The following is a 24,404-nucleotide window of genomic DNA, read 5'->3' as shown; positions in this document are numbered from 1 at the left end:
ATCCGGCCTACAAAACCCTTATCTACTCCGGTAACTGGCTCTTACGGCTACGCATGCGCGAGCCAATCCAGAACACCAGCGCAACAGACAGTACCGCAGGGAAGAAGTTAGAGCCGATATCCGGATACTCCGCGCGCACCACCGTGCTGTAAAGCAATACGCCCAGAATAAAGCAGGCGGCGGCCAGCCCCGGTAACCCCACCGGCATGGTGCGGTTCAGGTAGCGTTGATGCAGGCAGTACACCGTCAGCACCAGCGCAATCAGCGGGAAAATCGAAAACGGCACGATGGAGCTAAAAATAGCGGCGAACGTACCATTGATGGATAAGCCAGCGATCAATGCCAGCAACAGCGTCCCTTTATCCTGACCTGACTGTTTCATTACTCACCTTCACTCTTCGGTTTGATGTGCCAGTTTCTCTTGTTCACGGCGATACCAGTAGTACGCGCCTTTGGAGATCATCCTGAGCTGCAATACCAGCCGCTCTTCAAGCTGCTTGCGTTGTTCAATGCTGACGTCCAGCGCTTCGGCACCCGCGCTGAACACAATCGTCACCATCGCCTCGGCCTGTGCTTCGGTAAACGCACGCGGCATATGGTTTTCGAGTTCAAGATAGTCGGCAAGTTCCGCGATGAAGTGCTGAATTTCGCGCGCGACGGCGGCACGAAACGCCGCCGATGTGCCCGAACGCTCGCGCAGAAGCAGACGAAACGCGTTGGGGTTATTGCCGATAAATTCCATAAAGGTCGACACGGAGGTACGGATCACGCTGCCACCTTTGGCGATACGCTGACGCGCCTGGCGCATCAGCTGGCGCAGCATCAAACCGCTCTCGTCGACCATGGTCAGGCCCAGTTCATCCACATCACGGAAGTGACGATAGAAGGACGTTGGCGCAATCCCGGCCTCGCGTGCAACCTCGCGCAGGCTCAAACTGGCAAAACTTCGCTCAGCACTCAGTTGACTGAATGCGGCTTCCACCAGCGAACGCCGGGTTTTCTCTTTTTGTTGTGCTCTTACGCCCATCACGATAGTTGAATCCTTCCAAAGGCCTGATGGCACTATACCAGAGAATAAAATTAATCTGTTTACCTGGCTTTGTGAATGATTGTTTACGTGCGGTTTGTGCTCCACTGCCGGAAAAAAGCACAACGATAATTGGGTTACTCTGGCAATGATGTTATGATTCTGTTGCTTTTATGTATAAGAACAGGTAAGCCTTACCATGCCACATTCCTACGATTACGACGCAATAGTTATTGGTTCCGGCCCCGGCGGCGAAGGCGCTGCTATGGGTCTGGTGAAACAGGGAGCCAGAGTAGCGGTCATTGAGCGCTACCATAATGTCGGCGGCGGTTGCACCCACTGGGGCACCATCCCTTCGAAAGCCCTCCGCCACGCCGTTAGCCGCATTATCGAATTTAACCAGAATCCTCTTTACAGCGACCACTCCCGACTTCTTCGTTCCTCTTTTGCCGACATCCTGAATCACGCGGATACCGTCATTAACCAGCAGACGCGCATGCGTCAGGGGTTTTATGAGCGTAACCACTGTGAAATTTTGCAGGGCAACGCGCATTTTGTGGATGAACACACCCTGGCACTCGAATGCCACGACGGATCGGTTGAAACCATCACCGCTGAAAAATTTGTGATTGCCTGCGGTTCACGCCCGTACCATCCGGCCGACGTGGACTTCTCGCACCCGCGCGTCTACGACAGCGACTCGATTCTGAGCCTGCACCATGAACCCCGCCACGTCATTATCTATGGCGCAGGGGTCATTGGTTGCGAATATGCGTCGATCTTCCGCGGAATGGACGTCAAAGTTGACCTGATCAATACTCGCGACCGCCTGCTGGCCTTCCTCGATCAGGAGATGTCGGACTCCCTCTCCTACCACTTCTGGAACAGCGGCGTCGTGATTCGTCACAACGAAGAATACGAGAAGATCGAAGGCTGTGACGACGGGGTGATCATGCACCTGAAGTCCGGCAAGAAGCTGAAAGCGGACTGCCTGCTGTACGCAAACGGCCGTACCGGCAACACCGATTCCCTGCAGCTGGAAAATATCGGGCTTGAGACCGACAGCCGCGGTCAGCTGAAGGTCAACAGCATGTATCAGACCGCCCTGCCGCACGTTTACGCGGTCGGCGACGTGATTGGCTACCCAAGCCTGGCCTCCGCCGCTTACGACCAGGGACGCATTGCGGCTCAGGCGCTGGTGAAAGGCGAAGCGACGGCGCATCTGATCGAAGATATCCCGACGGGTATCTACACCATCCCGGAAATCAGCTCAGTCGGCAAAACCGAGCAGCAGCTGACGTCAATGAAGGTGCCTTACGAGGTGGGTCGTGCGCAGTTTAAACATCTGGCGCGGGCGCAAATCGTGGGGATGAGCGTGGGTACGCTGAAAATTCTTTTCCATCGCGAGACGAAAGAGATCCTTGGGATTCACTGCTTTGGTGAACGCGCCGCGGAAATCATTCATATCGGCCAGGCGATCATGGAGCAGAAAGGTGGTGGTAACACCATTGAGTACTTCGTCAACACCACCTTTAACTACCCGACCATGGCGGAAGCCTATCGGGTAGCCGCGCTGAACGGCTTAAACCGCCTGTTTTAACGCGCTGTCAAAATGGCCATCCATCGCACCGCGGATGGCCTCTGCCAGCTGCTCATAGCGGCTGCGCAGCGGTGAACCCGGGCGATAAACCAGGCCAATTGTACGACGCGGCTCTGGCTTAATGCACGGCAAGTAGACCACGCCATCACGTTTACGCTCGTGCGGCACCGCCAGCGCAGGCAGCAGCGTAATACCGCTTCCCGCCGCGACCATATTTCGCAGGGTTTCCAGGCTGGTTGCGCGGAAGTGGGTATCTTCATCAGCACCCGCTTCGAAACAGAAGCCCATCGCCTGGTCGCGCAGGCAGTGGCCATCTTCCAGCATCAGCAGCTTTTCACCCGCCAGATCGGCCATCGGCACGCGATCGCGGTTCGCCCACGGGTGATCTTCATAGATCGCCAGCATCATCGGCTCATCGAACAGCGGCACTTCAATAAAGGCTTCACTCTCTTTTACCAGTGCCAGAATGGCGCAGTCGAGCTTGCCGCTGTCCAGCTGCGCCAGCAGCTGATGCGTCTGCGCTTCATGCAGGTACATTTCGAGTTTCGGGAACGTCTGGTGCAGCATCGGAATGATGTGCGGTAACAGGTACGGGCCAACGGTTGGGATCAGGCCAATATGCAGCGGGCCGGACATGGCCTCCCCCTGCTGGCTTGCCATTTCCTTGAGCACTTTGACCTCGCGCAGCACGGTGCGCGCCTGATCCACCAGCAGAAGACCTGCCTGTGTGAACAGAACCTTACGACTGGTGCGCTCCAGCAGCATCACGCCCAGCTCGTCTTCAAGCTTGCGGATCTGGCCGCTCAGCGTGGGCTGGCTGACGTGGCAGGAATCTGCCGCGCGGCGAAAGTGACGATGCTCGGCTAACGCTACCAGGTATTCAAGATCACGAATATTCATTATTCATCCTCCGTCGCCACGATAGTTCATGGCGATAGATAGCATAGCAACGAACGATTATCCCTATCAAGCATTCTGTTGAATAATACACCACATAGACGAGGCGGCACGTGTTTGACCCTTGACGTCCCCGCCACCGTCAGCGAGTTTCTCTCAAAACTCGAACAACTAAAGCCAACGTGAACTTTTGCGGACCCCGTGGTCCGCTTTTTTTTTGCGTAAAAAAGCCCAACTCAGGGTTGGGCTGGGGTTTTGTAGGTCGGGTAAGGCGAAGCCGCCACCCGACGTTTCAGGCATCAAATCAGGCGGTTTTTCGCCTCCGCAATGGCCTGCGCCACCTGCTTAGGCGACACGCCGCCTTTCGCCGCACGCTTATCCAGGCAGGACTGCAGCGCCAGAATCGGATACACATCATCCCCGATGGCCGCGCTGAATTTTTGCAGATCGGCCAGCGCCAGATCTTCCAGCGGTTTACCCTGACGAATGGCTTCAACTACCGCTTCACCGACAATATGGTGCGCTTCACGGAACGGTACGCCCTTCGCCACCAGATAATCCGCCAGCTCGGTAGAGTTCGCATAGCCCTGCTGCGCCGCTTCCTGACAGCGCGGACGCTTCACCTGAATGCCGTCCAGCACCAGCGCGCCCATATGCAGACAGTCGAGCCAGGTGTCGAGCGCGTCGAACAGCCCTTCTTTGTCTTCCTGCATATCTTTGTTGTACGCCAGCGGCAGCCCTTTCAGGGTCATCATCATGCCGGTCAGCGCGCCCTGCACGCGGCCACATTTCCCGCGGATCAGCTCCAGCGCGTCCGGGTTTTTCTTCTGCGGCATCAGGGATGAGCCTGACGTCACGCGGTCGGACAGCTCAACGAAGCCCGCTTCACCGGAGTTAAAGAAAATCAGATCTTCGGCAAAGCGCGACAGATGCACCATCCCGATAGACGCATTCGACAGCAGCTCCAGCACGTGGTCACGGTCAGAGACGCTGTCCAGGCTGTTACGGGTGGCGGAGGCAAAGCCCAGCCAGCCTGCCAGCTGTTCACGGTCGATTTCGTAAGCGGTACCCGCCAGCGCGCCGCTGCCCAGCGGGCTGACGTCCAGACGCTTCAGGGTATCCTGCAGACGGCTTTCGTCACGCGCCAGCATCTCAACGTAGGCCAGACACCAGTGCGCAAAAGTCACCGGCTGCGCGCGCTGCAGGTGGGTATAACCCGGCATCACCGCGTCCTGATTGTTCTGTGCGGTCTCCACCAGCGCGGTCTGCAGCTGACGGTTAGCCGCCAGCAGCTCCGCGACGGTATCTTTACACCACAGCTTCAGGTCGGTGGCGACCTGGTCGTTACGGCTACGGCCGGTGTGCAGCTTTTTACCCAACTGGCCGACCTTGTCGATCAGCTTGCCTTCCACCCAGCTGTGAATGTCTTCGGCATCGCTCTGCAGAATTTGCTGCGGATCCAGACGCACTTCTTCCAGCAGATTGTTCAGCGCCTCTTCCAGCTGCTGCTGTTCGTCTGCGGTCAGTACGCCAACGGTCACCAGCGCTTTGGACCAGGCCACAGAGCCGACAATATCCTGTTCGGCCAGGCGGTAGTCGAAGCGCAAAGAGTCGTTGAACTGTTTGAACCGCTGATCCGCTGCCTGTGTAAAACGCCCACCCCAAAGTGCCATAACGAATTTCCTTAATGATGATATTTTTGCCCGGTGGCGCTGCGCTTACCGGGCCAACACAATTCACGTAGACCGGATAAGCGAAGCGCCATCCGGCACAGAATCTTAAGCCAGAATACGCGTGCCAATCGGCGTGCCGTTAAACAGCGCCGGAAGCTGCTCCGCGTGACGCCAGGAGGCGATATCAACCGGGCGGCCCAGCGTGCGCGCCGCATCCAGCGCGGCGTTCACTTTGACGATCATGCCGTCGGTAATGATGCCCTGCGCAATCAGCTGCTCGGCTTTTGCCGCAGTCATTTCCGCAATGCGCTGGCCTTTACCGTCCAGAATGCCGCTCACGTCGGAAAGCAGGATCAGGTCCGCGCCCAGCGTTGCCGCCAGCGCGGTTGCCGCCTGGTCAGCGTTAACGTTCATCAGCTCGCCCTCTTCGGTCACGCCGATAGAGCTCACCACCGGCAGGAAACCGCCTTCCAGCAACGTGTTAATCAGCTTAGGCGAACCCGGCTGCGCCAGTCCAACGTGGCCGAGCGCTTCGTCGAGCTGGGTCACTTTTACGCTGTCGCCATCGCCCAGGTAGAGGCCAACGGAAGCAATGCGGTGTTTCTTCGCCCAGGACAGCAGGGTTTTGTTCGCTGTACCCGCCAGCGCACCGGTGATAATGTCAATCTGATCCGCAGGCGTCACGCGCAGGCCGTTTTTCTTGATCACCGGCAGGTTGAGCCCTTTCATCAGTTCATCCACCACGCAGCCGCCGCCGTGCACAATCACCAGCGGACGTTGGTGTGATTCGCGATAGTTCACCAGCGCGGTAAACAGACGCTCCAGCGCTTCTTCGCTGTCCAGCAGTACACCACCGAGTTTGATAATTAATGGGTTCATCATCACACCTTAAATAAGAGCCTGCGTTTCCGGGAAACCGAAACGAATATTTGCACACTGTATTGCCTGAGCGGCAGCGCCTTTCAGTAAGTTATCTTCTGCGGCCACCACGATGAGATGCTCACCCTGCACGGCAAAGCCGATATCGCAGAACGGCAGGCCGACCACATTTTTCAGCGCCGGCACGCCTTTGTCGTACAGGCGCACCAGCGGTTTGTCCGCATACGCCTGCGTGAAGACCTCATTCACCTGCTCTTTGGTCACGCCAGGCTTCAGGCGGCAGGTAATGGTTTCGAGGATCCCACGCGGGAAGCTGCCCAGATGCGGCGTGAAAATCACGTCAGCGCCCAGATGGGTGGTGATTTCAGGATGATGGCGATGATTAAACACGCCATACGGCTGAAGGCTCACTTCGCAGAAGCTGTTGGAGATCGCCGCCTTGCGTCCTGCACCGCTCACGCCGCTGGTGGCGTTGATCACCGGCCACTGGTTCAGATCCAGCAGGCCCGCGTCGATCAGCGGCTTCAGGGAAAGCTGCGCCGCCGTCGGGTAGCAGCCCGGAACGGCAATCAGGTCCGCTTCTTTCAGTTTATCTGCGCTCCACTCCGCCAGGCCGTACACCGCTTTTTCAAGCAGATCCGGATGCTGATGGGTGAAACCGTAATATTTTTCGTAGAACGCGCCGTCGTTAACGCGGAACGCGCCGGAGAGGTCGAAGACCACGCAGCCAGCCGCCAGGAACTGCGGCGCCAGGTCGTGGCTGACCTCGTGCGCGGTGGCTAAAAACACCACGTCGACGCCGTCGGTAAACTCGCTGATGTCAGACATGGGCTGCAAAGGCAGATCGACCAGGCCCTTAAGCTGCGGATGCAAATCGGAAATTAACTTTCCTGCATCATTGCTTTGCGCTGACACGGTCAAAGCGGTTATGGTCATATGTGGATGGCGATTCACGTAGCTTACAAGCTCTGCGCCCGCATAACCGCTAGCGCCTACAATCAGCGTATTCAACATCGGGTTCCTTTATGCTCAACGTTAATGTATTTTTATTCATATTTATTGCATGAATATTGATACTATCACGACCTAAGGTGTGTCAACAATGAAAATGAACTTACCGCCATTTATCGAGATCTACCGCGCCCTGATTGCCACACCGTCCATCAGCGCAACGGAAGAAGCGCTGGATCAGAGCAATGAGTCTTTAATCAATCTGCTGGCGGGTTGGTTTAGCGATCTTGGGTTTAACGTTGAGGTTCAGCCCGTCCCCGGCACTCGCCACAAATTTAACCTGCTCGCCAGTACCGGAACCGGTGCGGGCGGCCTGCTGCTAGCCGGTCACACCGACACCGTGCCGTTTGACGATGGCCGCTGGACGCGCGATCCGTTCACCCTGACCGAGCACGACAACAAGCTCTACGGTCTGGGCACCGCAGACATGAAAGGCTTCTTCGCCTTTATCCTCGACGCGCTGCGTGACGTGGACGTGACGAAGCTGAAAAAACCGCTCTACATTCTGGCGACCGCTGATGAAGAGACCAGCATGGCGGGCGCGCGCTACTTCTCAGAAAACACGTCGATTCGTCCGGATTGCGCGATCATCGGCGAGCCGACGTCTCTGCAACCGATTCGCGCACATAAAGGCCATATCTCTACCGCCGTGCGCGTGCTCGGCCAGTCCGGCCACTCCAGCGATCCGGCGCGGGGCGTCAACGCCATTGAGCTGATGCATGACGCCATCGGCCGCATCATGACCCTGCGCGACGATCTGAAAGAGCGTTACCACTATGAGGCGTTCACCGTGCCGTATCCAACGCTCAATCTCGGCAGCCTGCACGGCGGTGATGCCTCGAACCGTATCTGCGCATGCTGCGAGCTGCACATGGACATCCGACCGCTGCCGGGCATGACCCTGAGCGATCTGGATGGTTTACTGAACGAAGCGCTGGCCCCGGTGAGTGAGCGCTGGCCGGGCCGCCTGACGGTCTCGGAACTGCACCCGCCGATCCCGGGTTATGAATGCCCGCCGGACCATCAGCTGGTCGAAGTGGTGGAAAAGCTGCTCGGTGAAAAAACTGACGTGGTGAATTACTGCACCGAAGCGCCGTTTATTCAGACGCTGTGCCCGACGCTGGTTCTTGGCCCTGGCTCCATCAACCAGGCGCACCAGCCGGATGAATATCTTGAAACCCGCTTTATCAAGCCCACCCGCGAACTGATTACCCAGGTTGTACATCATTTCTGCTGGCATTAATGACCTTTCCCCTCTCGGAAGAGAGGGGAAAATCCCGCGATCTCCGTCACATTTCCATAAGCATCTCTTATCTGACGCAATGCGAATTAAATTTCGTAAATTGCCCACATTTATTCGTTTGCTGAACCGTTTTCGCAGCAATTGACGACGGGGGTTTTACGTGGCTTTATAAAGGGAGATGACAAAATAATGTCCAGAAGATTTTCGCCTGGGCATAAACAAAAATGATGGGGTGACTGGGTTTTTATGAACGAACAATATTCCGCGTTGCGTAGTAATGTCAGTATGCTCGGCAAAGTGCTTGGAGATACCATCAAAGATGCGTTGGGGGAGAACATCCTCGACCGCGTTGAAACCATCCGCAAGCTGTCTAAATCTTCCCGTGCCGGTAACGAGGCCAGTCGTCAGGAGCTGCTCACCACCTTGCAGAACCTCTCGAACGATGAGCTGCTGCCCGTTGCACGCGCATTCAGCCAGTTCCTGAACCTGGCAAATACCGCTGAGCAATACCACAGCATTTCGCCAAACGGCGAAGCGGCCAGCAACCCGGAAGTCATTGCCCGCACCCTTCGTAAACTGAAAGACCAGCCAGACCTCAACGAAGCCACCATCAAAAAAGCGGTGGAGTCACTTTCGCTGGAGCTGGTACTGACCGCTCACCCAACCGAGATCACCCGTCGCACCCTGATCCACAAAATGGTGGAAGTGAATAACTGCCTGAAGCAGCTGGATAACAAAGACATTGCCGACTATGAACGCAACCAGCTGATGCGCCGCCTGCGCCAGCTGATTGCTCAGTCCTGGCACACCGATGAAATTCGTAAGCATCGCCCAAGCCCGGTCGACGAAGCTAAATGGGGCTTTGCGGTGGTGGAAAACAGCCTGTGGGAAGGGGTACCGAACTACCTGCGCGAGCTGAACGAACAGCTGGAAGCGAACCTGGGCTACCGTCTGCCGGTCGACTTTGTGCCGGTCCGCTTTACCTCCTGGATGGGCGGCGACCGCGACGGCAACCCGAACGTCACCGCAGAAATCACCCGTCACGTCCTGCTGCTGAGCCGCTGGAAAGCGACCGATCTGTTCCTGAAAGACATTCAGGTACTGATCTCCGAGCTGTCGATGGTAGAAGCGACGCCGGAACTGCGCGCGCTGGCCGGTGAAGAAGGCGCCAGCGAGCCGTACCGTTTCCTGATGAAAAAACTGCGTGGTCAGCTGATGGCCACTCAGGCCTGGCTGGAAGCGCGCCTGAAAGGCCAGCGTCTGCCAAAACCAGAAGGCCTGCTGAGCCAGAACGAACAGCTCTGGGAGCCGCTGTACGCCTGTTATAAATCACTCCAGGCGTGCGGGATGGGCATTATCGCCAACGGCGAACTGCTCGACACCCTGCGTCGCGTGAAGTGTTTCGGCGTGCCGCTGGTACGTATCGACGTTCGTCAGGAAAGTACCCGTCATACCGAAGCGCTGGGCGAGCTGACCCGCTACCTCGGCATCGGCGACTATGAAAGCTGGTCCGAAGCCGACAAACAGGCGTTCCTGATCCGCGAGCTGAACTCCAAGCGCCCGCTGCTGCCGCGCAACTGGGAGCCAAGCAACGATACCCGCGAAGTGCTCAACACCTGTAAAGCGATCGTGGACGCACCGAAAGGATCGGTGGCCGCCTATGTGATCTCCATGGCGAAAACCCCGTCCGACGTGCTAGGCGTTCATCTTCTGCTGAAAGAAGCGGGCATCGACTACGCCCTGCCTGTCGCCCCGCTGTTTGAGACCCTCGATGACCTGAACAACGCCAACGACGTGATGAGCCAGCTGCTGAACATCGACTGGTATCGCGGCTTTATTCAGGGCAAACAGATGGTGATGATCGGCTATTCCGACTCCGCAAAAGATGCGGGCGTGATGGCGGCATCCTGGGCGCAGTATCAGGCGCAGGATGCACTGATCAAAACCTGCGAAAAAGCCGGTATAGAGCTGACCCTGTTCCACGGACGCGGTGGCTCAATTGGCCGTGGCGGCGCGCCAGCACACGCGGCACTGCTGTCACAGCCACCGGGAAGCCTGAAAGGCGGCCTGCGCGTGACCGAGCAGGGCGAGATGATCCGCTTCAAGTACGGCCTGCCGGAAGTGACCATCAGCAGCCTGTCGCTTTATACCAGCGCGATCCTCGAAGCCAACCTGCTGCCACCGCCGGAGCCAAAAGAATCCTGGTGCCGCATCATGGACGAGTTGTCAGACATCTCCTGCGATCTGTACCGCGGCTACGTGCGTGAAAACAAAGATTTCGTCCCTTACTTCCGTTCAGCCACGCCTGAGCAGGAGCTGGGTAAACTGCCGCTGGGCTCGCGTCCTGCCAAGCGTCGTCCGACCGGCGGCGTTGAATCCCTGCGTGCAATCCCGTGGATCTTTGCCTGGACGCAGAACCGCTTAATGCTGCCCGCCTGGCTGGGTGCCGGTGCCGCACTGCAAAAAGTGGTGGAAGACGGTAAACAGAGCGAGCTGGAAACAATGTGCCGCGACTGGCCGTTCTTCTCTACCCGTCTGGGAATGCTGGAGATGGTCTTCTCGAAAGCCGACCTGTGGCTGGCGGAATACTACGATCAGCGCCTGGTGAAGCCCGAGCTGTGGGCGCTGGGCAAAGAGCTGCGCGAACTGCTGGAAGGCGACATCAAAGTGGTGCTGGACATCGCTAACGACTCACACCTGATGGCGGACCTGCCGTGGATTGCCGAGTCTATCCAGCTGCGTAACATCTACACCGACCCGCTGAACGTCCTGCAGGCAGAGCTGCTGCACCGTTCGCGTCTGGCAGAAGAAGAAGGGAAAGAGCCGGATCCACGCGTTGAACAGGCGCTGATGGTGACGATTGCGGGCGTTGCGGCGGGTATGCGTAACACCGGCTAATGCTTTACGCCCGGCGGCGCTGCGCTTGCACGGGCCTACGATAAGTAGGCCGGGTAAGCGTTAGCGCCACCCGGCAAATTTCGGTAGTCTCCTTATGCATTCCGATATCACCCAGATTTTGACAGACCTGGTGAACCGCACGTTACCGCTGGGTCAGATTCATTTCTCAGCGCTGGCTGAACAGCATACCCGAACCTCTCCCTGCCTCGGCATTACCCTTGACACACCCTGCGAGGCGATTTTTTCTTTTTTTGGACAAATTACGCATCCTGCGCCTCACGCCCTGAGCATACATTTCGGTAAGCAGCAGCTTACAATCGAGTTACAGCATGACAATGTGCTCTTACAACAACTCCAGGTTGCCCGACGTGGTCCGCGAACGGGGGCTTTTCTTCTGCAAACGCTCACCGAATTACAGATGCAGCCAGAAGAGCAGGACACAGCAAGGCTGGTGGTTTTAAGCCTGCTCAGCCACTGCCGGGATCTGCTTGGAAGCGAAATTCACACCGACAGCCGCAGCCGGGCACTGTTCGAAGCCGTTCGGAGCTATATCGAAGAAAATTATGCCTCTTTGTTAACTCGCGAATCCGTGGCACAGGCGTTCTACATCTCACCAAACTACCTTTCCCATCTATTCCAGAAAGTCGGCAGCGTCGGATTCAATGAATATTTAACAAAAACGCGCCTGGAACATGCACGTCAGCTGCTGAAAGGCTACGATCTCAAAATTAAAGATATCGCCACACGCTGTGGATTTACGGACAGCAACTACTTTTGCCGTCTCTTTCGCAAGCACACCGAACGTTCCCCTTCCGAATATCGACGCCAGTACCACAGCCAGCTGATCGCCAAAAAGTAGCATTGTGATCGCTCTCTCACTTCGCCAAGGACATTACATTTGTCCAGTATTTGGCAAAATTGACCTGTATTCGCCGCGCCTGGGTGCGCCGTATCCTTTATTCAACCTTTCTGACTTAAGGAAAAATAATGGAACTGTACCTGGATACCGCCAACGTGGCGGAAGTTGAACGCCTGGCGCGCATTTTTCCCATTGCGGGCGTCACCACCAACCCGAGCATCATTGCCGCCAGCCGTGAATCCATCTGGGACGTGCTGCCGCGCCTGCAACAAGCCATCGGGCCGGAAGGCACGCTGTTTGCTCAAACCATGAGCCGCGATGCCGAAGGCATGGTGGCAGAAGCCAAACGTCTGAGTAACGCCATTCCGGGCATTGTGGTGAAAATCCCGGTGACGGCTCAGGGACTTATCGCAATTAAGGCATTGAAAAAAGAGGGGATAACCACGCTGGGCACCGCCGTTTACAGCGCGGCGCAGGGCTTGCTCGCCGCACTCGCAGGGGCGAAATATGTCGCGCCGTACGTCAACCGCGTCGACGCGCAGGGCGGTGACGGCATTCGCATGGTTCAGGAACTGCAGTCCCTGCTGGAGCTGCACGCGCCGGACAGTAAAGTGCTGGCCGCCAGCTTCAAAACGCCGCGTCAGGCGCTCGACTGCCTGTTGGCAGGATGTGAAGCAATCACGCTTCCCTTAGACGTAGCGCAACACATGCTCGGTACGCCGGCGGTAGAGTCAGCCATAGAGAAGTTCGAGCAGGACTGGAAAAACGCGTTTGGTAACCTCAACCTCTAAGGGAGAACTGTTATGGACCGTATCATTCAATCGCCGGGGAAATATATCCAGGGCGCGGATGTACTGACCCGTCTCGGCGACTATCTGAAACCCCTGGCAAACCGCTGGCTGGTCGTCGGCGATAAGTTTGTGCTGGGTTTTGCCGAAGAGACCCTGCGCCAGAGTTTTAAAAAAGCCGAACTGCATGCCGAAATTGCGCCGTTTGGCGGCGAATGTTCGCAAAATGAAATCGATCGCCTGAAAAAGCTGGCCGACAGCGCCGACTGCCTGGCGGTGCTGGGTATTGGTGGCGGTAAAACGCTGGATACCGCGAAAGCGCTGGCTCACTTTATGGACGTGCCGGTCGCCATTGCGCCGACTATCGCGTCCACCGACGCGCCGTGCAGCGCCCTTTCCGTTATTTACACCGACAGCGGCGAGTTCGATCGCTACCTGATGCTGCCGCACAACCCGAACATGGTCATTGTGGATACGAAAGTGGTTGCAGGTGCGCCTGCACGTCTGCTGGCCGCCGGGATTGGCGACGCGCTGGCGACCTGGTTTGAAGCACGCGCCTGCTCGCGCAGCGGCGCGACCACTATGGCCGGGGGTAAATGCACACAGGCGGCATTAGCGCTCGCCGAGCTGTGCTACAACACGCTGGTTGAAGAGGGTGAAAAAGCGATGCTGGCGGCGGAACAGCATGTGGTGACGCCTGCGCTGGAACGCATTATCGAAGCCAACACCTATCTCAGCGGCGTCGGCTTTGAAAGTGGCGGGCTGGCGGCTGCACACGCTATTCATAACGGCATGACGGCGGTGCCGGACGCGCATCACTTCTATCATGGGGAGAAAGTGGCGTTTGGTACGCTGACGCAGCTGGTGCTGGAAAACGCGCCGGTAGAAGAAATTGAGACCGTCGCGGCGCTTTGCCATAGCGTAGGGCTGCCGATCACCCTGGCACAGCTGAACATCAAAGAGGATATTCCAGCCAAAATGCGTCTGATTGCCGAAGCCTCATGTGCGGAAGGAGAAACGATCCACAACATGCCGGGGGGCGTCATGCCGGATCAGGTGTATGCGGCGCTGCTGGTGGCAGACCAGTATGGACAGCGATTCCTGCAGGAGTGGGAGTAATAAAAAAGCCGGGTGGCGCTGCGCTTACCCGGCCTACATGGCACTTTAATTTGTAGGCCGGGTAAGGCGTAGCCGCCACCCGGCACACTGGCTACTTCACGTCAAACCGATCCAGATCCATGACCTTCGCCCAGGCGGCAACGAAGTCGCGGACAAACTTCTCATGCGCATCATCGCTGGCGTAAACCTCGGCCAGCGCGCGCAGGACGGCGTTAGAGCCGAAGACCAGATCGGCGCGGGTGGCGGTATATTTCACTTCACCGCTGGTGCGATCGCTTCCGGCAAACAGCTCATTGGACTCATCGGTCGCCTTCCACTGCGTGTTCATATCCAGCAGATTCACGAAGAAATCAGTGCTCAGCACGCCTTCACGGTTGGTGAACACGCCGTTCTTGCTGCCATCAAAGTTGGCACCCAGTACGCGCAGGCCGCCGATCAGCACCGTCAGTTCTGGCGCAGTCAGCGTCAGCTGTTGGGCTTTATCAATCAGCAGAGACTCCGTGGTGGACACATCCACCTGCGCACGGTAGTTGCGGAAACCATCGGCAATCGGTTCGAGCAGGTTAAACATCTCGATATCCGTCTGATCCTGACGCGCATCAACGCGGCCCGGCGTGAACGGTACGGTGACATACACGCCCGCCGCTTTTGCGGCCTGCTCAACGCCTACCGCGCCCGCCAGCACGATGATATCGGCCAGGGAGGCTTTGTTGGTGGTGCGCTGGATAGCTTCCAGGGCTGGCAGCGCGCGAACCGCCGCAGCGTTCACGTCCCAGTCGCGCTGAGGCGCCAGCGCCAGACGCGCGCCGTTGGCACCGCCACGCTTATCGCCACCGCGGAAGGTCGAGGCTGACGCCCAGGCAACAGAAACCAGTTCGCTCACGGAGAGACCAGAAGCAGCGATTTCCGCCTTCAGGCTTTCAATGTCTTCTTTCGTCGGATTGAACACCGCCTGCGGCAGCGGGTCCTGCCAAATCAGATCTTCTTTCGGCACTTCCGGGCCAAGGTAACGCGATTTTGGCCCCATATCACGGTGGGTCAGCTTGAACCAGGCACGCGCGAAGGCTTCGTTGAAGGCCTGCGGATCGTTCAGGAAGCGGCGGGAAATCTTTTCGAATTCCGGGTCGAAGCGCAGCGTCAGGTCGGTGACCAGCATGGTAGGCTTGCGTTTTTTCGACGGGTCGAACGGATCGGGCATGATTTCCGGCGCATCCACGGCTTCAAACTGAATCGCCCCTGCCGGACTGCGGGTCTGTACCCATTCGTATTTGAACAGGTTCTCGAAGAAGTAGTTGCTCCACTGGGTCGGGGTTTGTGACCAGATGACTTCCAGACCGGAGGTAATGGCATCAGCGCCAACCCCCGTGCCGTGCGTGCTGGCCCAGCCCAGGCCCTGTGCTTCAATCGGTGAGGCTTCCGGGTCGGTACCCACGTGGGTGGCTTCACCCGCGCCGTGAGTCTTGCCGAGGGTGTGGCCGCCTGCAATCAGCGCGACGGTCTCTTCATCGTTCATGCCCATGTTGCCGAAGGTTGCGCGAATCGCTGCCGCCGCTGACAGCGGTTCACCGCTGGCGTTCGGCCCTTCCGGGTTCACGTAGATCAGGCCCATTTCGGTGGCTGCCAGAGGACGCTTAGCCAGCGCTTCCGGGTCACGGTGGGTCAGCCAGGCTTTTTCATCACCCCAGTTCACGTCAAGATCCGGTTCCCAGACGTCTTCACGCCCGGCACCAAAACCAAAGGTACGGAAGCCGGAGTTCTCCAGCGCCACGTTACCCGCGAGGATAAACAGGTCGGCCCAGGAGATTTTTTGTCCGTATTTTTTCTTGATAGGCCACAGCAGACGGCGCGCTTTATCCAGGCTTACGTTATCCGGCCAGGAGTTCAGTGGCGCAAAGCGCTGTTGACCGCGTCCTGCCCCACCGCGCCCGTCCACGGAGCGATAGGTACCCGCACCGTGCCACGCCATACGGATAAACAGGCCCGCATAGCTGCCCCAGTCGGCAGGCCACCACGGTTGAGAGTCGGTTAAAAGTGCTTTGAGGTCGCCTTTAAGGGCAGAGTAATCAAGCTTGCTGAATTCTTTGCGGTAGTCGAAGTCTTCACCCAGCGGGTTCGAACGATTGGAATGTTGGTTAAGAAGATCGATGCGGAGTTGTTTTGGCCACCAGTCGCGGCTGCCTGTACCTGCGCCCGCGCTGTGATCGACGCCGCCCTGATGGAACGGGCATTTGCCGACTGATGCCGCTTTATTGGTCTCGTCTGACGTGCTCATCGCTATGCTCCCTTTTACAGTGTTACCGTTACGATATACACCACTAGCAATAAGTTATAGTTGAATTAATCCACAGATTCGATAGCTGATACCTTTTAACTTTTTACCCTGTTAAAAAGCCCTCTATTTAAGAGGGCTTTTGGTGTTTTACGCGGGGCGAACGCCCAGAGTATGGCAGATGGCATAGCTCATCTCCGCGCGGTTTAGCGTGTAAAAGTGGAAGTCTTTCACCCCTTCACGGCTTAAGATTTTCACCATGTCCATGGCGATATTGGCCCCCACCAGCTTGCGGGTTTCCGGGTCATCATCCAGACCTTCGTACATTTTGGACATCCACAGCGGAATGCGCACGTTGGTCATATCGGCGAATTTCTTCGCCTGTTTGAAGTTAGAGACCGGCAGAATGCCCGGGATAATTTCAACGTCGATGCCCGCGGAGACGCAGCGGTCACGGAAGCGCAGGTAGCTTTCGACATCAAAGAAGAACTGGGTAATGGCGCGGTTGGCACCAGCCTCCACTTTACGCTTGAGGTTAAGCAGATCCGCCTGGGCGCTTTTCGCTTCCGGGTGAACCTCAGGGTAAGCAGCCACGGAGATATCGAAATCTGCCACCTCTTTCAGCAGCCCAACCAGGTCGGCCGCATACATCTCTGGCTTGCCGCTGCCGGGCGGGAGGTCGCCGCGCAGTGCGACAATATGACGGATGCCGTTATTCCAGTAGTCCTGGGCGATGGCACGCAGCTCGTCGCGGGTAGCGTCGATACAGGTGAGGTGCGGCGCCGCTTCCAGACCGGTACGATCTTTGATGCCTTTAATGATGCTGTGCGTACGGTCACGCTCGCCAGAGTTCGCACCGTAGGTCACGGAGACAAACTTTGGTTTCAGGCTGCTGAGACGATCGATAGAGCTCCACAGGGTTTGCTCCATTTCACTGGTGCGCGGCGGGAAAAATTCAAAAGAGACGTTAATCTGACCGTTTACTTCGGCCAGGCTCTGGTTCAGTGCTTCCCGCTGGTTGGCGTGAAAAAAGCTCATACCCTACCCCTATCAATCGCGTGTCATTGTCTGTTGTGTTGTGAACTTCTATACGTTTAGACGTCCAGATGTAAAAATGACGGAAAAGCGGAGGGACGTCAATAGAAATAATCAACAATAACGGTGAGGTTTGCTCAGGGAAGATGAGGGAAATTCATGATGGGGGTGAGCGCGGTCCGATGCCCTCACCCTAACCCTCTCCCACAGGGAGAGGGAAATTGAGTTTTTACAGCAGCTTAGCCAGACGGTTAATGTCGGACTGGATCGCCCCGGCGGTGACGTCGCGCCCGGCGCCCGGGCCGCGGATCACCAGCGGGTTATCGCGGTACCAGCGGCTTTCGATGGCGAAGACGTTATCGCACGGCAACAGCGCCGCCAGCGGATGTTCAGGACGCACCGCCTCGACACCGACGCGCGCTTTTCCGTTGGCCTCAAAACGTGCCACGTAACGCAGCACCAGACCCATCTCGTTCGCCGCTTCCAGACGCTGCACCATCTGCTCGTTAAGCTCTTCACCATTCTCAAAGAAATGATCCACCGAGCCTTCCTCACAGCCGGCAGGCACCAGCGACTCGACGCGGACGGAATCCGGCTCGATGTCATAACCTGCTTCACGCGCCAGGATCACCAGCTTGCGCATCACGTCTTTACCGGAGAGGTCAACGCGCGGATCGGGTTCCGTTAAGCCCTGCTGCCACGCCTGATCCACCAGGTCAGTGAACGGCACGGTGCCGTCAAACTGCAGGAACAGCCAGGAGAGCGTACCGGAGAAGATACCGCTCAGCGCCAGAATGCTGTCACCGCTTTCAATCAGGTCGCGCACGGTGTGGTTTACCGGCAGGCCCGCGCCCACGGTGGCGTTATACAGCCAGTGACGGCCGGTTTTTTCAAACGCGTCGTGGATCTGGCGGTATTTATCGGTGCTGCTTGCCCCCGCCAGTTTGTTCGCACTGATGACGTGGAAACCGTGGCTGGCGAAATCAAGATACTGATCGGCAAGCTGTTCGCTGGCGGTCACGTCCAGCACCACCAGATCGTCATACGGGTGCGCACGCATCCACAGGAACAGCGACTCTTCATCCTGCTCGACGGCTTCATCATTAAAGAAGGCAAGCGCGCGGCTGGCATCCAGCCCTTCGTAGTTCAGCAGGCTGCGGCGACTGTCCACCACGCCTGCGAGAATAAATTCAAACCCGGTACGCGCCGAGAGCGTGACCTGTTCGCGGGCGAACAGCTCCAGCCAGCGGGAACCGATGTTGCCTTTACCAAACAGCACCAGGCCGATGCGTTTTTCCGCGCGAAACAGAGAGGTATGCAGACCCTGAATCAGGCTTTCGGTTGGCCCTTTGCGCAGAACGGCAACCAGGCTGATGCCCTCTTCCGACTGCCAGGTGAACTCCACCGGTTGGCCTTTCAGCTGCTGCCAGAAGCGGTGGCAGTGCAGCGGGTTACGGGTGACGCCCGCGCCCACCATCGCCACCAGCGCCAGCCCCTGACGCAGGCGAAGCTCGCCCGGCAGGCCCGCTTCATCCAGAATTTTCAGCGCGCTGTCCGCCACTTCTGCGGTATAGCAGAACTGCAGCAGCTGGCGGTCATTATGAACACCCACGGCCAGCGGACGCACCTGGGCGCGTTTCAGGATCGTGTCGATCTCTTTATGTGCCAGCCTGAAGTCCTGGCCCGCAGGAACCTGGAACTCAATCAGGCAGATGTCGTCGTGGCTCGTAACAATACGCGCCCCGGTACCAGAGGCCAGCACGCGCTCAATGCGCGTGGAGCCTTGATCCGGGGTGTAGCTGCAGCGCAGCTGCAGGTCAATATCGCTACCGGAAACCGGCTGCAGCGTACGGGCGTGCAGCACCGGTGCCGCCAGACGCGCCAGCTCGCTGGCTTCATCCAGGCGCAGCAGCGGCAGCAGGCAGGCATCTTTTACTTTGCGCGGGTCCGCGCTATAAACACCGGCCACGTCGCTCCAGATGGTGACGCGGGACACGCCCGCCAGAGCACCGATTTGCGTCGCCGAGTAGTCGGAGCCGTTACGGCCCAGCAGCACGGTTTCACCCGCGTTGCTGCGGCTGATAAAGCCGGTAACCACAATGCGTTTGCCCGGGTGCTGCACCAGCAGCTGCTGCAGCAGCGGGTAGGATAACCCTTCATCCACCTGCGGCTGCGCGGCGCGTTCGGCACGCAGGAAATCACGCGCGTCGAGCCAGGCGGCGTCCACGCCCAGGTGTTGCAGAACCGCAGCCATCAGGCGCGCGGACCATACTTCACCGTGGCCCACCACTTCGGCATACACCGCATCGGTAATGCCGCTGTCCAGCAGGGCAGCCAGACGCTCAAGATCGTGCGTGAAGGCGCCGATCAGCCCGTCCGCCACGTCCGCAGGCAGCAGGCCGGCAATCAATTCGCTCTGATAGCGACGTAATGACTGTTGCACCTGATGCGCAGAAAGGCGATCGGTCTGGCTCAGTTTCAGCCAGCTAATCAACTGGTTGGTGGTGCTGCCCGCCGCCGAGACAACCATCATGTCACCCGGCTGTGAATATTCCGTCATGATCCCTGCGACACGCAGGTAACATTTCACATCAGCAAGACTACTACCACCAAACTTGTGCAGCTGACGACCCTTCGCCCCTGCCTGCGCTATCACACTCATGATTACCCCTTGGCTGCGACCCGGAAGCCATTTTCCAGATCGGCAATTAAATCTTCAGAATCTTCGATACCGGTTGAGATCCGCAGCAGCGTCTCAGAAATCCCGGCGGCGGCACGTGCTTCGGGTGCCATACCTGCGTGCGTCATGGTCGCGGCGTGGGAGATCAAGCTTTCAACCCCACCTAAGGATTCCGCCAGCGTAAACAATGACAGCCCGCTCAGGAAGCGACGCAGCGTTTGCTCGTCACCGTCCAGTTCAAAACTTAACATCGCGCCAAACCCTTTCTGCTGGCGCGCGGCAATCTCGTGCCCCTGATTTTCCGGCAGCGACGGGTGGTACAGCTTCTTCACCAGCGGCTGGGTTTTCAGGAAGTCGACAATCGCCTGAGCATTGCGCTGCGCCACGTCCATGCGCGGCGACAGCGTGCGGATGCCGCGCAACAGCAGGTAGCTGTCGAAGGCGCCTGCGGTGACGCCAATGTTATTGGCCCACCATGCCAGTTCGGTGACAACATCCGGATCTTTGGCAATCACCACGCCTGCCACCACGTCAGAATGGCCGTTCAGATATTTAGTGCATGAATGCAATACCAGATCGGCACCCAGTGCGAGTGGGTTCTGAAGGGCCGGACTGAGGAACGTATTATCCACTACACTTATCGCTCCCGCATCCCTTGCGAGCTGACAAATTTTCGCAATATCGACAACGCGCAACAATGGATTGCTTGGGCTTTCTACCAGAACCAGCTTCGGTTTCTCTGCCAGCGCCTGTTTCAGCGCCTGTTCATCGTTTTGATCGACAAACAGCACGCGATAGCAGCCGCGTTTTGCCAGGCTATCAAACAGGCGATAGCTACCGCCGTAGCAATCGTGCGGCGCAACCAGCAGGTCGCCGGGTTTAAGGAACACCGTGGTCACCAGGTGAATGGCGGACATCCCCGTGTTGGTTAATACAGCGCCTGCGCCCCCTTCCAGCTCGGCCAGCGCGCGCTGGGTTACATCACGCGTAGGGTTGCCACGACGCGAGTAGTCATGCGCACGGGGTTCATTAAATCCGGTGAAATTGTAGGTACTGGAAAGATGAATGGGCGGGACAACGCAGCCGTACTGCTCGTCATCATTTAATCCGCTACGCACTGCGATAGTGGCCTGTTTACGCGTCATGGTGAGGGCTTCCTGGCGAATGAGGTGAAAAGTCAGGCACCAGAGTAAACATTGAAAGTATGGACGTCAATACATCTGGACATCTAAACTTCTTTGCGTATAGATTGAGCAATGCGCAAATAGCCGTTAAAATTATATGCTTTAGTGCACGCTGCAGCGGCAATATCCGTGCCACGGTATCGTCTCTACGGTAAACTAGGCAAGATTGCGGTTCAAAACGGGTGGTTACCGGTTTTGCACCTTTAGATAAATGACTGAGAGGATTAAAGGTATCTCATGGCTGAATGGAGCGGCGAATATATCAGCCCATACGCTGAGCACGGTAAGAAGAGTGAGCAAGTAAAGAAAATTACGGTTTCCATTCCTCTGAAGGTGTTGAAGATCCTCACCGATGAACGTACGCGTCGTCAGGTGAACAACCTGCGCCACGCAACCAACAGCGAACTGCTGTGCGAAGCGTTTCTGCATGCGTTTACCGGTCAACCGTTGCCGAACGATGACGATCTGCGCAAAGAGCGTAGTGATGAAATCCCGGAAGAGGCGAAGGTGATCATGCGTGAACTGGGTATTGACCCGGAGACGTGGGAATACTGAGAAGCGGATACAAAAAAGGCACCTTGCGGTGCCTTTTTTTCGGGAAACTTATTTAGCGCCCGGGATGCTGAAACGCTTGTTGAAGCGGTCAACACGGCCACCGGTTGCAACATCACGCTGCTTACCAGTGTAGAACGGGTGGCATTTGCCGCACACGTCCAGGTTCAGATCGTGACCCACGGTAGAGCGGATCTGGATAGAGTTACCGCAAGAACAGTTTGCAGTAATCATTTCGTATTTCGGGTGAATATCTTTTTTCATGGGAGAACCTCAGTTAAGGCCGCGTCGCTCTTCCAGCCCTAACGCCAGACACCACGCGATGTTGATTGTAAGTTCTTTGGCGTAAAGTACACCAAAGGCGGCGAATCATACAGAATTTGACCAACGTATGCAAACTGATCCGCACGCCGCTTTTACTAATGTGTATACTAACGCGCCACTTTTCAAGTCAGGAAGATTCGATGCCCGTCGCTCACGTTGCCCTGCCCGTTCCGCTTTCCCGCACCTTTGACTATCTGCTGCCCGACAGCATGAGCGCCAAAGCGGGCTGTCGCGTGACCGTGCCGTTTGGCAAACAGCAGCGCGTGGGGATTGTGGTCTCCGTCAGCGATAAGAGCGAACTGCCGCTTAACGAACTGAAATCGGTCGTTGAGGTGCTGGACAGCGAGCCCGTCTACTCCACCAGCACCTGGCGACTGCTGCTGTGGGCGGCGGATTATTATCATCACCCCATCGGCGACGTCCTGTTCCACGCCCTGCCAATGATGCTGCGTCAGGGCAAGAGCGCCAGCCATGCGCCGATGTGGTACTGGTTTGCCACAGAGGAAGGCCAGGCCGTCGACATCAACAGCCTGAAGCGCTCGCAGAAACAGCAGCAGGCGCTGGCGGCGCTGCGTCAGGGGAAAATCTGGCGGCATCAGGTCGACGAGCTTGAGGTCAGCGAAACGGCGCTACAGGCATTAAGAAAAAAAGGGCTGAGCGACCTGGCAAGCGAGGCGCCTGCCCTTAACGACTGGCGGGAGAGTTTCTCCGTTTCAGGGGATCGCCTGCGTCTGAATACCGAGCAGGCCACCGCGGTAGGCGCAATTCATAGCGCCTCCGATCGTTTCTCTGCCTGGCTGCTGGCGGGGGTCACCGGTTCCGGCAAGACCGAAGTTTACCTGAGCGTGCTGGAAAACGTGCTCGCGCAGGGCAAACAGGCGCTGGTGATGGTGCCGGAAATTGGCCTGACGCCGCAAACCATCGCCCGATTCCGCGAGCGCTTTAACGCGCCGGTTGAGGTTCTGCACTCCGGCCTGAACGACAGCGAGCGGCTCAGCGCCTGGCTGAAAGCGAAAAACGGCGAAGCAGCGATTGTGATCGGCACCCGCTCGTCGCTGTTCACGCCGTTTAAAAATCTTGGCGTTATCGTGATCGACGAAGAGCACGACAGCTCCTATAAACAGCAGGAAGGCTGGCGCTATCACGCCCGCGATCTGGCCGTCTACCGCGCGCACAGCGAGCAAATTCCTATTGTTCTGGGATCCGCCACGCCTGCGCTCGAAACGCTGCACAACGTGCGCCAGCGTAAATACCACATGCTGCGCCTGACGCGTCGCGCGGGGAATGCCCGTCCGGCCATTCAGCACGTGCTGGATTTGAAAGGTCAGCAGGTCCAGGCGGGGCTAGCGCCCGCGCTGATTACCCGCATGCGCCAGCATTTGCAGGCGGGGAATCAGGTCATTCTGTTCCTCAACCGTCGCGGATTTGCACCTGCCCTGCTGTGCCACGACTGCGGATGGATTGCCGAGTGCCCGCGCTGCGATCACTACTACACCTTCCATCAGGCCCAGCGTCATCTGCGCTGCCACCACTGCGACAGCCAGCGTCCGGTGCCGCGCCAGTGCCCGTCGTGTGGCTCAACGCATATTGTGCCGGTCGGTCTGGGGACGGAACAGCTGGAGCAGGCGCTTGGGCCCTTTTTCCCGGACGTGCCGATTTCGCGTATCGACCGGGACACCACCAGCCGCAAAGGCGCACTCGAACAGCAGCTGGCGGAAGTGCATCGCGGTGGCGCGCGCATCCTGATTGGCACCCAGATGCTGGCCAAAGGCCACCACTTCCCGGACGTGACGCTGGTTGCCCTGCTGGACGTGGACGGCGCGCTGTTCTCGGCAGATTTTCGTTCAGCCGAGCGCTTCGCCCAGCTTTACACCCAGGTTGCAGGGCGTGCAGGACGCGCCGGTAAACAGGGCGAAGTGGTGTTGCAAACGCACCACCCGGAGCACCCGCTGCTGCAAACCCTGCTGCACAAAGGCTATGACGCCTTTGCCGAGCAGGCGCTGGCCGAACGCCAGACCATGCAGCTACCGCCGTGGACCAGCCACGTCATCATCCGCGCGGAAGATCATAACAACCAGCAGGCGCCACTTTTCCTGCAGCAGCTGAGAAACCTCCTGCAGGCCAGCCCGCTGGTGGATAGTCAGCTGTGGATTTTGGGCCCGGTGCCGGCGCTGGCGCCAAAACGCGGCGGCCGTTTCCGCTGGCAAATTTTGCTCCAGCACCCCTCGCGCGTTCGTCTTCAGTACATCGTCAGCGGCGCGCTGGCACTGATTAATACCCTGCCCGAAGCGCGAAAAGTGAAGTGGGTACTGGACGTCGATCCCATCGAAGGTTGAAGACGGATCGAAAAATTTAACGCTCCTCAC

The 24,404-nt window shown here is 57.7% G+C and carries 19 protein-coding genes; 8 read left to right on the top strand and 11 right to left on the bottom strand.

The genetic code is table 11. From position 1 onward, the window contains the following. Window positions 1-22 precede the first annotated feature (22 nt). Together ACVCAM_RS17420 and fabR are read right to left on the bottom strand one after the other, a co-directional pair. Window positions 23-382, bottom strand: coding sequence for a YijD family membrane protein (locus ACVCAM_RS17420; RefSeq protein ID WP_008501783.1), 360 nt, complete (start codon window positions 380-382; stop codon window positions 23-25). Window positions 383-391: 9 nt separating this feature from the next. After that, a complete protein-coding gene (gene fabR, locus ACVCAM_RS17415; RefSeq protein WP_008501784.1) occupies window positions 392-1,030 on the bottom strand; it encodes an HTH-type transcriptional repressor FabR in 639 nt (212 codons plus the stop codon). Window positions 1,031-1,226: 196 nt separating this feature from the next. Between fabR and sthA the strand changes: the two genes are divergently transcribed. Next, a complete protein-coding gene (gene sthA, locus ACVCAM_RS17410) occupies window positions 1,227-2,627 on the top strand; it encodes a Si-specific NAD(P)(+) transhydrogenase (RefSeq protein WP_008501785.1) in 1,401 nt (466 codons plus the stop codon). Here the strand turns inward: sthA and oxyR are convergent. The 4 genes from oxyR to argC all read right to left on the bottom strand — a co-directional run bounded on the left by oxyR (window position 2,610) and on the right by argC (window position 7,090). Continuing rightward, entirely contained in the window at window positions 2,610-3,527 is a 918-nt protein-coding gene (gene oxyR / locus ACVCAM_RS17405; protein WP_008501786.1) for a DNA-binding transcriptional regulator OxyR, read from the bottom strand. The two genes, sthA and oxyR, sit on opposite strands and share 18 nt — an antisense overlap. A gap of 296 nt (window positions 3,528-3,823) precedes the next feature. Continuing rightward, complete coding sequence (gene argH / locus ACVCAM_RS17400; RefSeq protein ID WP_025912294.1) at window positions 3,824-5,197, bottom strand: argininosuccinate lyase; 1,374 nt, start codon at window positions 5,195-5,197, stop codon at window positions 3,824-3,826. A 105-nt stretch (window positions 5,198-5,302) separates the two neighbouring features. Beyond that, the gene (gene argB / locus ACVCAM_RS17395; protein ID WP_088728450.1) at window positions 5,303-6,079 is read right to left on the bottom strand and encodes an acetylglutamate kinase; all 777 of its coding nucleotides are present in this window, start codon (window positions 6,077-6,079) and stop codon (window positions 5,303-5,305) included. A 6-nt stretch (window positions 6,080-6,085) separates the two neighbouring features. Beyond that, window positions 6,086-7,090: an N-acetyl-gamma-glutamyl-phosphate reductase gene (gene argC / locus ACVCAM_RS17390; RefSeq protein ID WP_025912295.1), complete on the bottom strand. Its 1,005-nt coding sequence runs from the start codon at window positions 7,088-7,090 to the stop codon at window positions 6,086-6,088. Window positions 7,091-7,178: 88 nt separating this feature from the next. Between argC and argE the strand changes: the two genes are divergently transcribed. The 5 genes from argE (at window position 7,179) to gldA (ending at window position 13,994) form a co-directional block, all read left to right on the top strand. Then, window positions 7,179-8,330 (top strand): acetylornithine deacetylase, encoded by a 1,152-nt coding sequence (argE, locus tag ACVCAM_RS17385; RefSeq protein ID WP_008501790.1) that lies wholly within the window; start codon window positions 7,179-7,181, stop codon window positions 8,328-8,330. A gap of 246 nt (window positions 8,331-8,576) precedes the next feature. Continuing rightward, complete coding sequence (gene ppc / locus ACVCAM_RS17380; RefSeq protein WP_023345106.1) at window positions 8,577-11,228, top strand: phosphoenolpyruvate carboxylase; 2,652 nt, start codon at window positions 8,577-8,579, stop codon at window positions 11,226-11,228. Window positions 11,229-11,322: 94 nt separating this feature from the next. Next, complete coding sequence (locus ACVCAM_RS17375; protein WP_025912296.1) at window positions 11,323-12,087, top strand: helix-turn-helix transcriptional regulator; 765 nt, start codon at window positions 11,323-11,325, stop codon at window positions 12,085-12,087. A 128-nt stretch (window positions 12,088-12,215) separates the two neighbouring features. Then, window positions 12,216-12,878 (top strand): fructose-6-phosphate aldolase, encoded by a 663-nt coding sequence (gene fsa / locus ACVCAM_RS17370; RefSeq protein ID WP_021242818.1) that lies wholly within the window; start codon window positions 12,216-12,218, stop codon window positions 12,876-12,878. 12 nt (window positions 12,879-12,890) lie between these two features. Then, complete coding sequence (gldA, locus tag ACVCAM_RS17365; protein ID WP_407223749.1) at window positions 12,891-13,994, top strand: bifunctional L-1,2-propanediol dehydrogenase/glycerol dehydrogenase; 1,104 nt, start codon at window positions 12,891-12,893, stop codon at window positions 13,992-13,994. Window positions 13,995-14,085: 91 nt separating this feature from the next. Here gldA and katG read toward each other — a convergent pair whose 3' ends face one another. The 4 genes from katG to metB all read right to left on the bottom strand — a co-directional run bounded on the left by katG (window position 14,086) and on the right by metB (window position 21,123). Further along, window positions 14,086-16,266 carry a catalase/peroxidase HPI gene (gene katG, locus ACVCAM_RS17360; RefSeq protein WP_008501795.1) on the bottom strand — a complete coding sequence of 727 codons (2,181 nt, stop codon included), beginning with the start codon at window positions 16,264-16,266 and terminating at the stop codon, window positions 14,086-14,088. A gap of 147 nt (window positions 16,267-16,413) precedes the next feature. Further along, window positions 16,414-17,301 (bottom strand): methylenetetrahydrofolate reductase, encoded by an 888-nt coding sequence (metF, locus tag ACVCAM_RS17355; protein WP_008501796.1) that lies wholly within the window; start codon window positions 17,299-17,301, stop codon window positions 16,414-16,416. Between the two features lie 226 nt (window positions 17,302-17,527). Beyond that, entirely contained in the window at window positions 17,528-19,960 is a 2,433-nt protein-coding gene (locus ACVCAM_RS17350) for a bifunctional aspartate kinase/homoserine dehydrogenase II (protein WP_021242814.1), read from the bottom strand. 2 nt (window positions 19,961-19,962) lie between these two features. Further along, window positions 19,963-21,123: a cystathionine gamma-synthase gene (gene metB / locus ACVCAM_RS17345; protein ID WP_021242813.1), complete on the bottom strand. Its 1,161-nt coding sequence runs from the start codon at window positions 21,121-21,123 to the stop codon at window positions 19,963-19,965. Between the two features lie 276 nt (window positions 21,124-21,399). Here metB and metJ point away from each other — a divergent pair, with 276 nt between their 5' ends. Beyond that, window positions 21,400-21,717 carry a met regulon transcriptional regulator MetJ gene (gene metJ, locus ACVCAM_RS17340; protein ID WP_003862042.1) on the top strand — a complete coding sequence of 106 codons (318 nt, stop codon included), beginning with the start codon at window positions 21,400-21,402 and terminating at the stop codon, window positions 21,715-21,717. A gap of 48 nt (window positions 21,718-21,765) precedes the next feature. Here metJ and rpmE read toward each other — a convergent pair whose 3' ends face one another. Beyond that, complete coding sequence (gene rpmE / locus ACVCAM_RS17335) at window positions 21,766-21,978, bottom strand: 50S ribosomal protein L31 (protein WP_003862040.1); 213 nt, start codon at window positions 21,976-21,978, stop codon at window positions 21,766-21,768. Window positions 21,979-22,178: 200 nt separating this feature from the next. On the opposite strand from rpmE, the gene priA reads away from it, so the two are divergent. Then, the gene (gene priA, locus ACVCAM_RS17330; protein WP_407223750.1) at window positions 22,179-24,374 is read left to right on the top strand and encodes a primosomal protein N'; all 2,196 of its coding nucleotides are present in this window, start codon (window positions 22,179-22,181) and stop codon (window positions 24,372-24,374) included. Window positions 24,375-24,404 lie beyond the last annotated feature (30 nt).

This window comes from Enterobacter sp. CFEC122 (assembly GCF_052983755.1).
This window is presented reverse-complemented; position numbering and strand designations above follow the sequence as displayed.

Coding starts and splice junctions, on each gene's coding strand:
- argE (WP_008501790.1), top strand. CDS start 7,179: ATGAAAATGAACTTACCGCCATTTATCGAGATCTACCGCGCCCTGATT.
- argH (WP_025912294.1), bottom strand. CDS start 5,197: ATGGCACTTTGGGGTGGGCGTTTTACACAGGCAGCGGATCAGCGGTTC.
- ACVCAM_RS17350 (WP_021242814.1), bottom strand. CDS start 19,960: ATGAGTGTGATAGCGCAGGCAGGGGCGAAGGGTCGTCAGCTGCACAAG.
- metB (WP_021242813.1), bottom strand. CDS start 21,123: ATGACGCGTAAACAGGCCACTATCGCAGTGCGTAGCGGATTAAATGAT.
- metJ (WP_003862042.1), top strand. CDS start 21,400: ATGGCTGAATGGAGCGGCGAATATATCAGCCCATACGCTGAGCACGGT.
- ACVCAM_RS17375 (WP_025912296.1), top strand. CDS start 11,323: ATGCATTCCGATATCACCCAGATTTTGACAGACCTGGTGAACCGCACG.
- argB (WP_088728450.1), bottom strand. CDS start 6,079: ATGATGAACCCATTAATTATCAAACTCGGTGGTGTACTGCTGGACAGC.
- rpmE (WP_003862040.1), bottom strand. CDS start 21,978: ATGAAAAAAGATATTCACCCGAAATACGAAATGATTACTGCAAACTGT.
- gldA (WP_407223749.1), top strand. CDS start 12,891: ATGGACCGTATCATTCAATCGCCGGGGAAATATATCCAGGGCGCGGAT.
- oxyR (WP_008501786.1), bottom strand. CDS start 3,527: ATGAATATTCGTGATCTTGAATACCTGGTAGCGTTAGCCGAGCATCGT.
- ppc (WP_023345106.1), top strand. CDS start 8,577: ATGAACGAACAATATTCCGCGTTGCGTAGTAATGTCAGTATGCTCGGC.
- fsa (WP_021242818.1), top strand. CDS start 12,216: ATGGAACTGTACCTGGATACCGCCAACGTGGCGGAAGTTGAACGCCTG.
- argC (WP_025912295.1), bottom strand. CDS start 7,090: ATGTTGAATACGCTGATTGTAGGCGCTAGCGGTTATGCGGGCGCAGAG.
- priA (WP_407223750.1), top strand. CDS start 22,179: ATGCCCGTCGCTCACGTTGCCCTGCCCGTTCCGCTTTCCCGCACCTTT.
- katG (WP_008501795.1), bottom strand. CDS start 16,266: ATGAGCACGTCAGACGAGACCAATAAAGCGGCATCAGTCGGCAAATGC.
- metF (WP_008501796.1), bottom strand. CDS start 17,301: ATGAGCTTTTTTCACGCCAACCAGCGGGAAGCACTGAACCAGAGCCTG.
- ACVCAM_RS17420 (WP_008501783.1), bottom strand. CDS start 382: ATGAAACAGTCAGGTCAGGATAAAGGGACGCTGTTGCTGGCATTGATC.
- sthA (WP_008501785.1), top strand. CDS start 1,227: ATGCCACATTCCTACGATTACGACGCAATAGTTATTGGTTCCGGCCCC.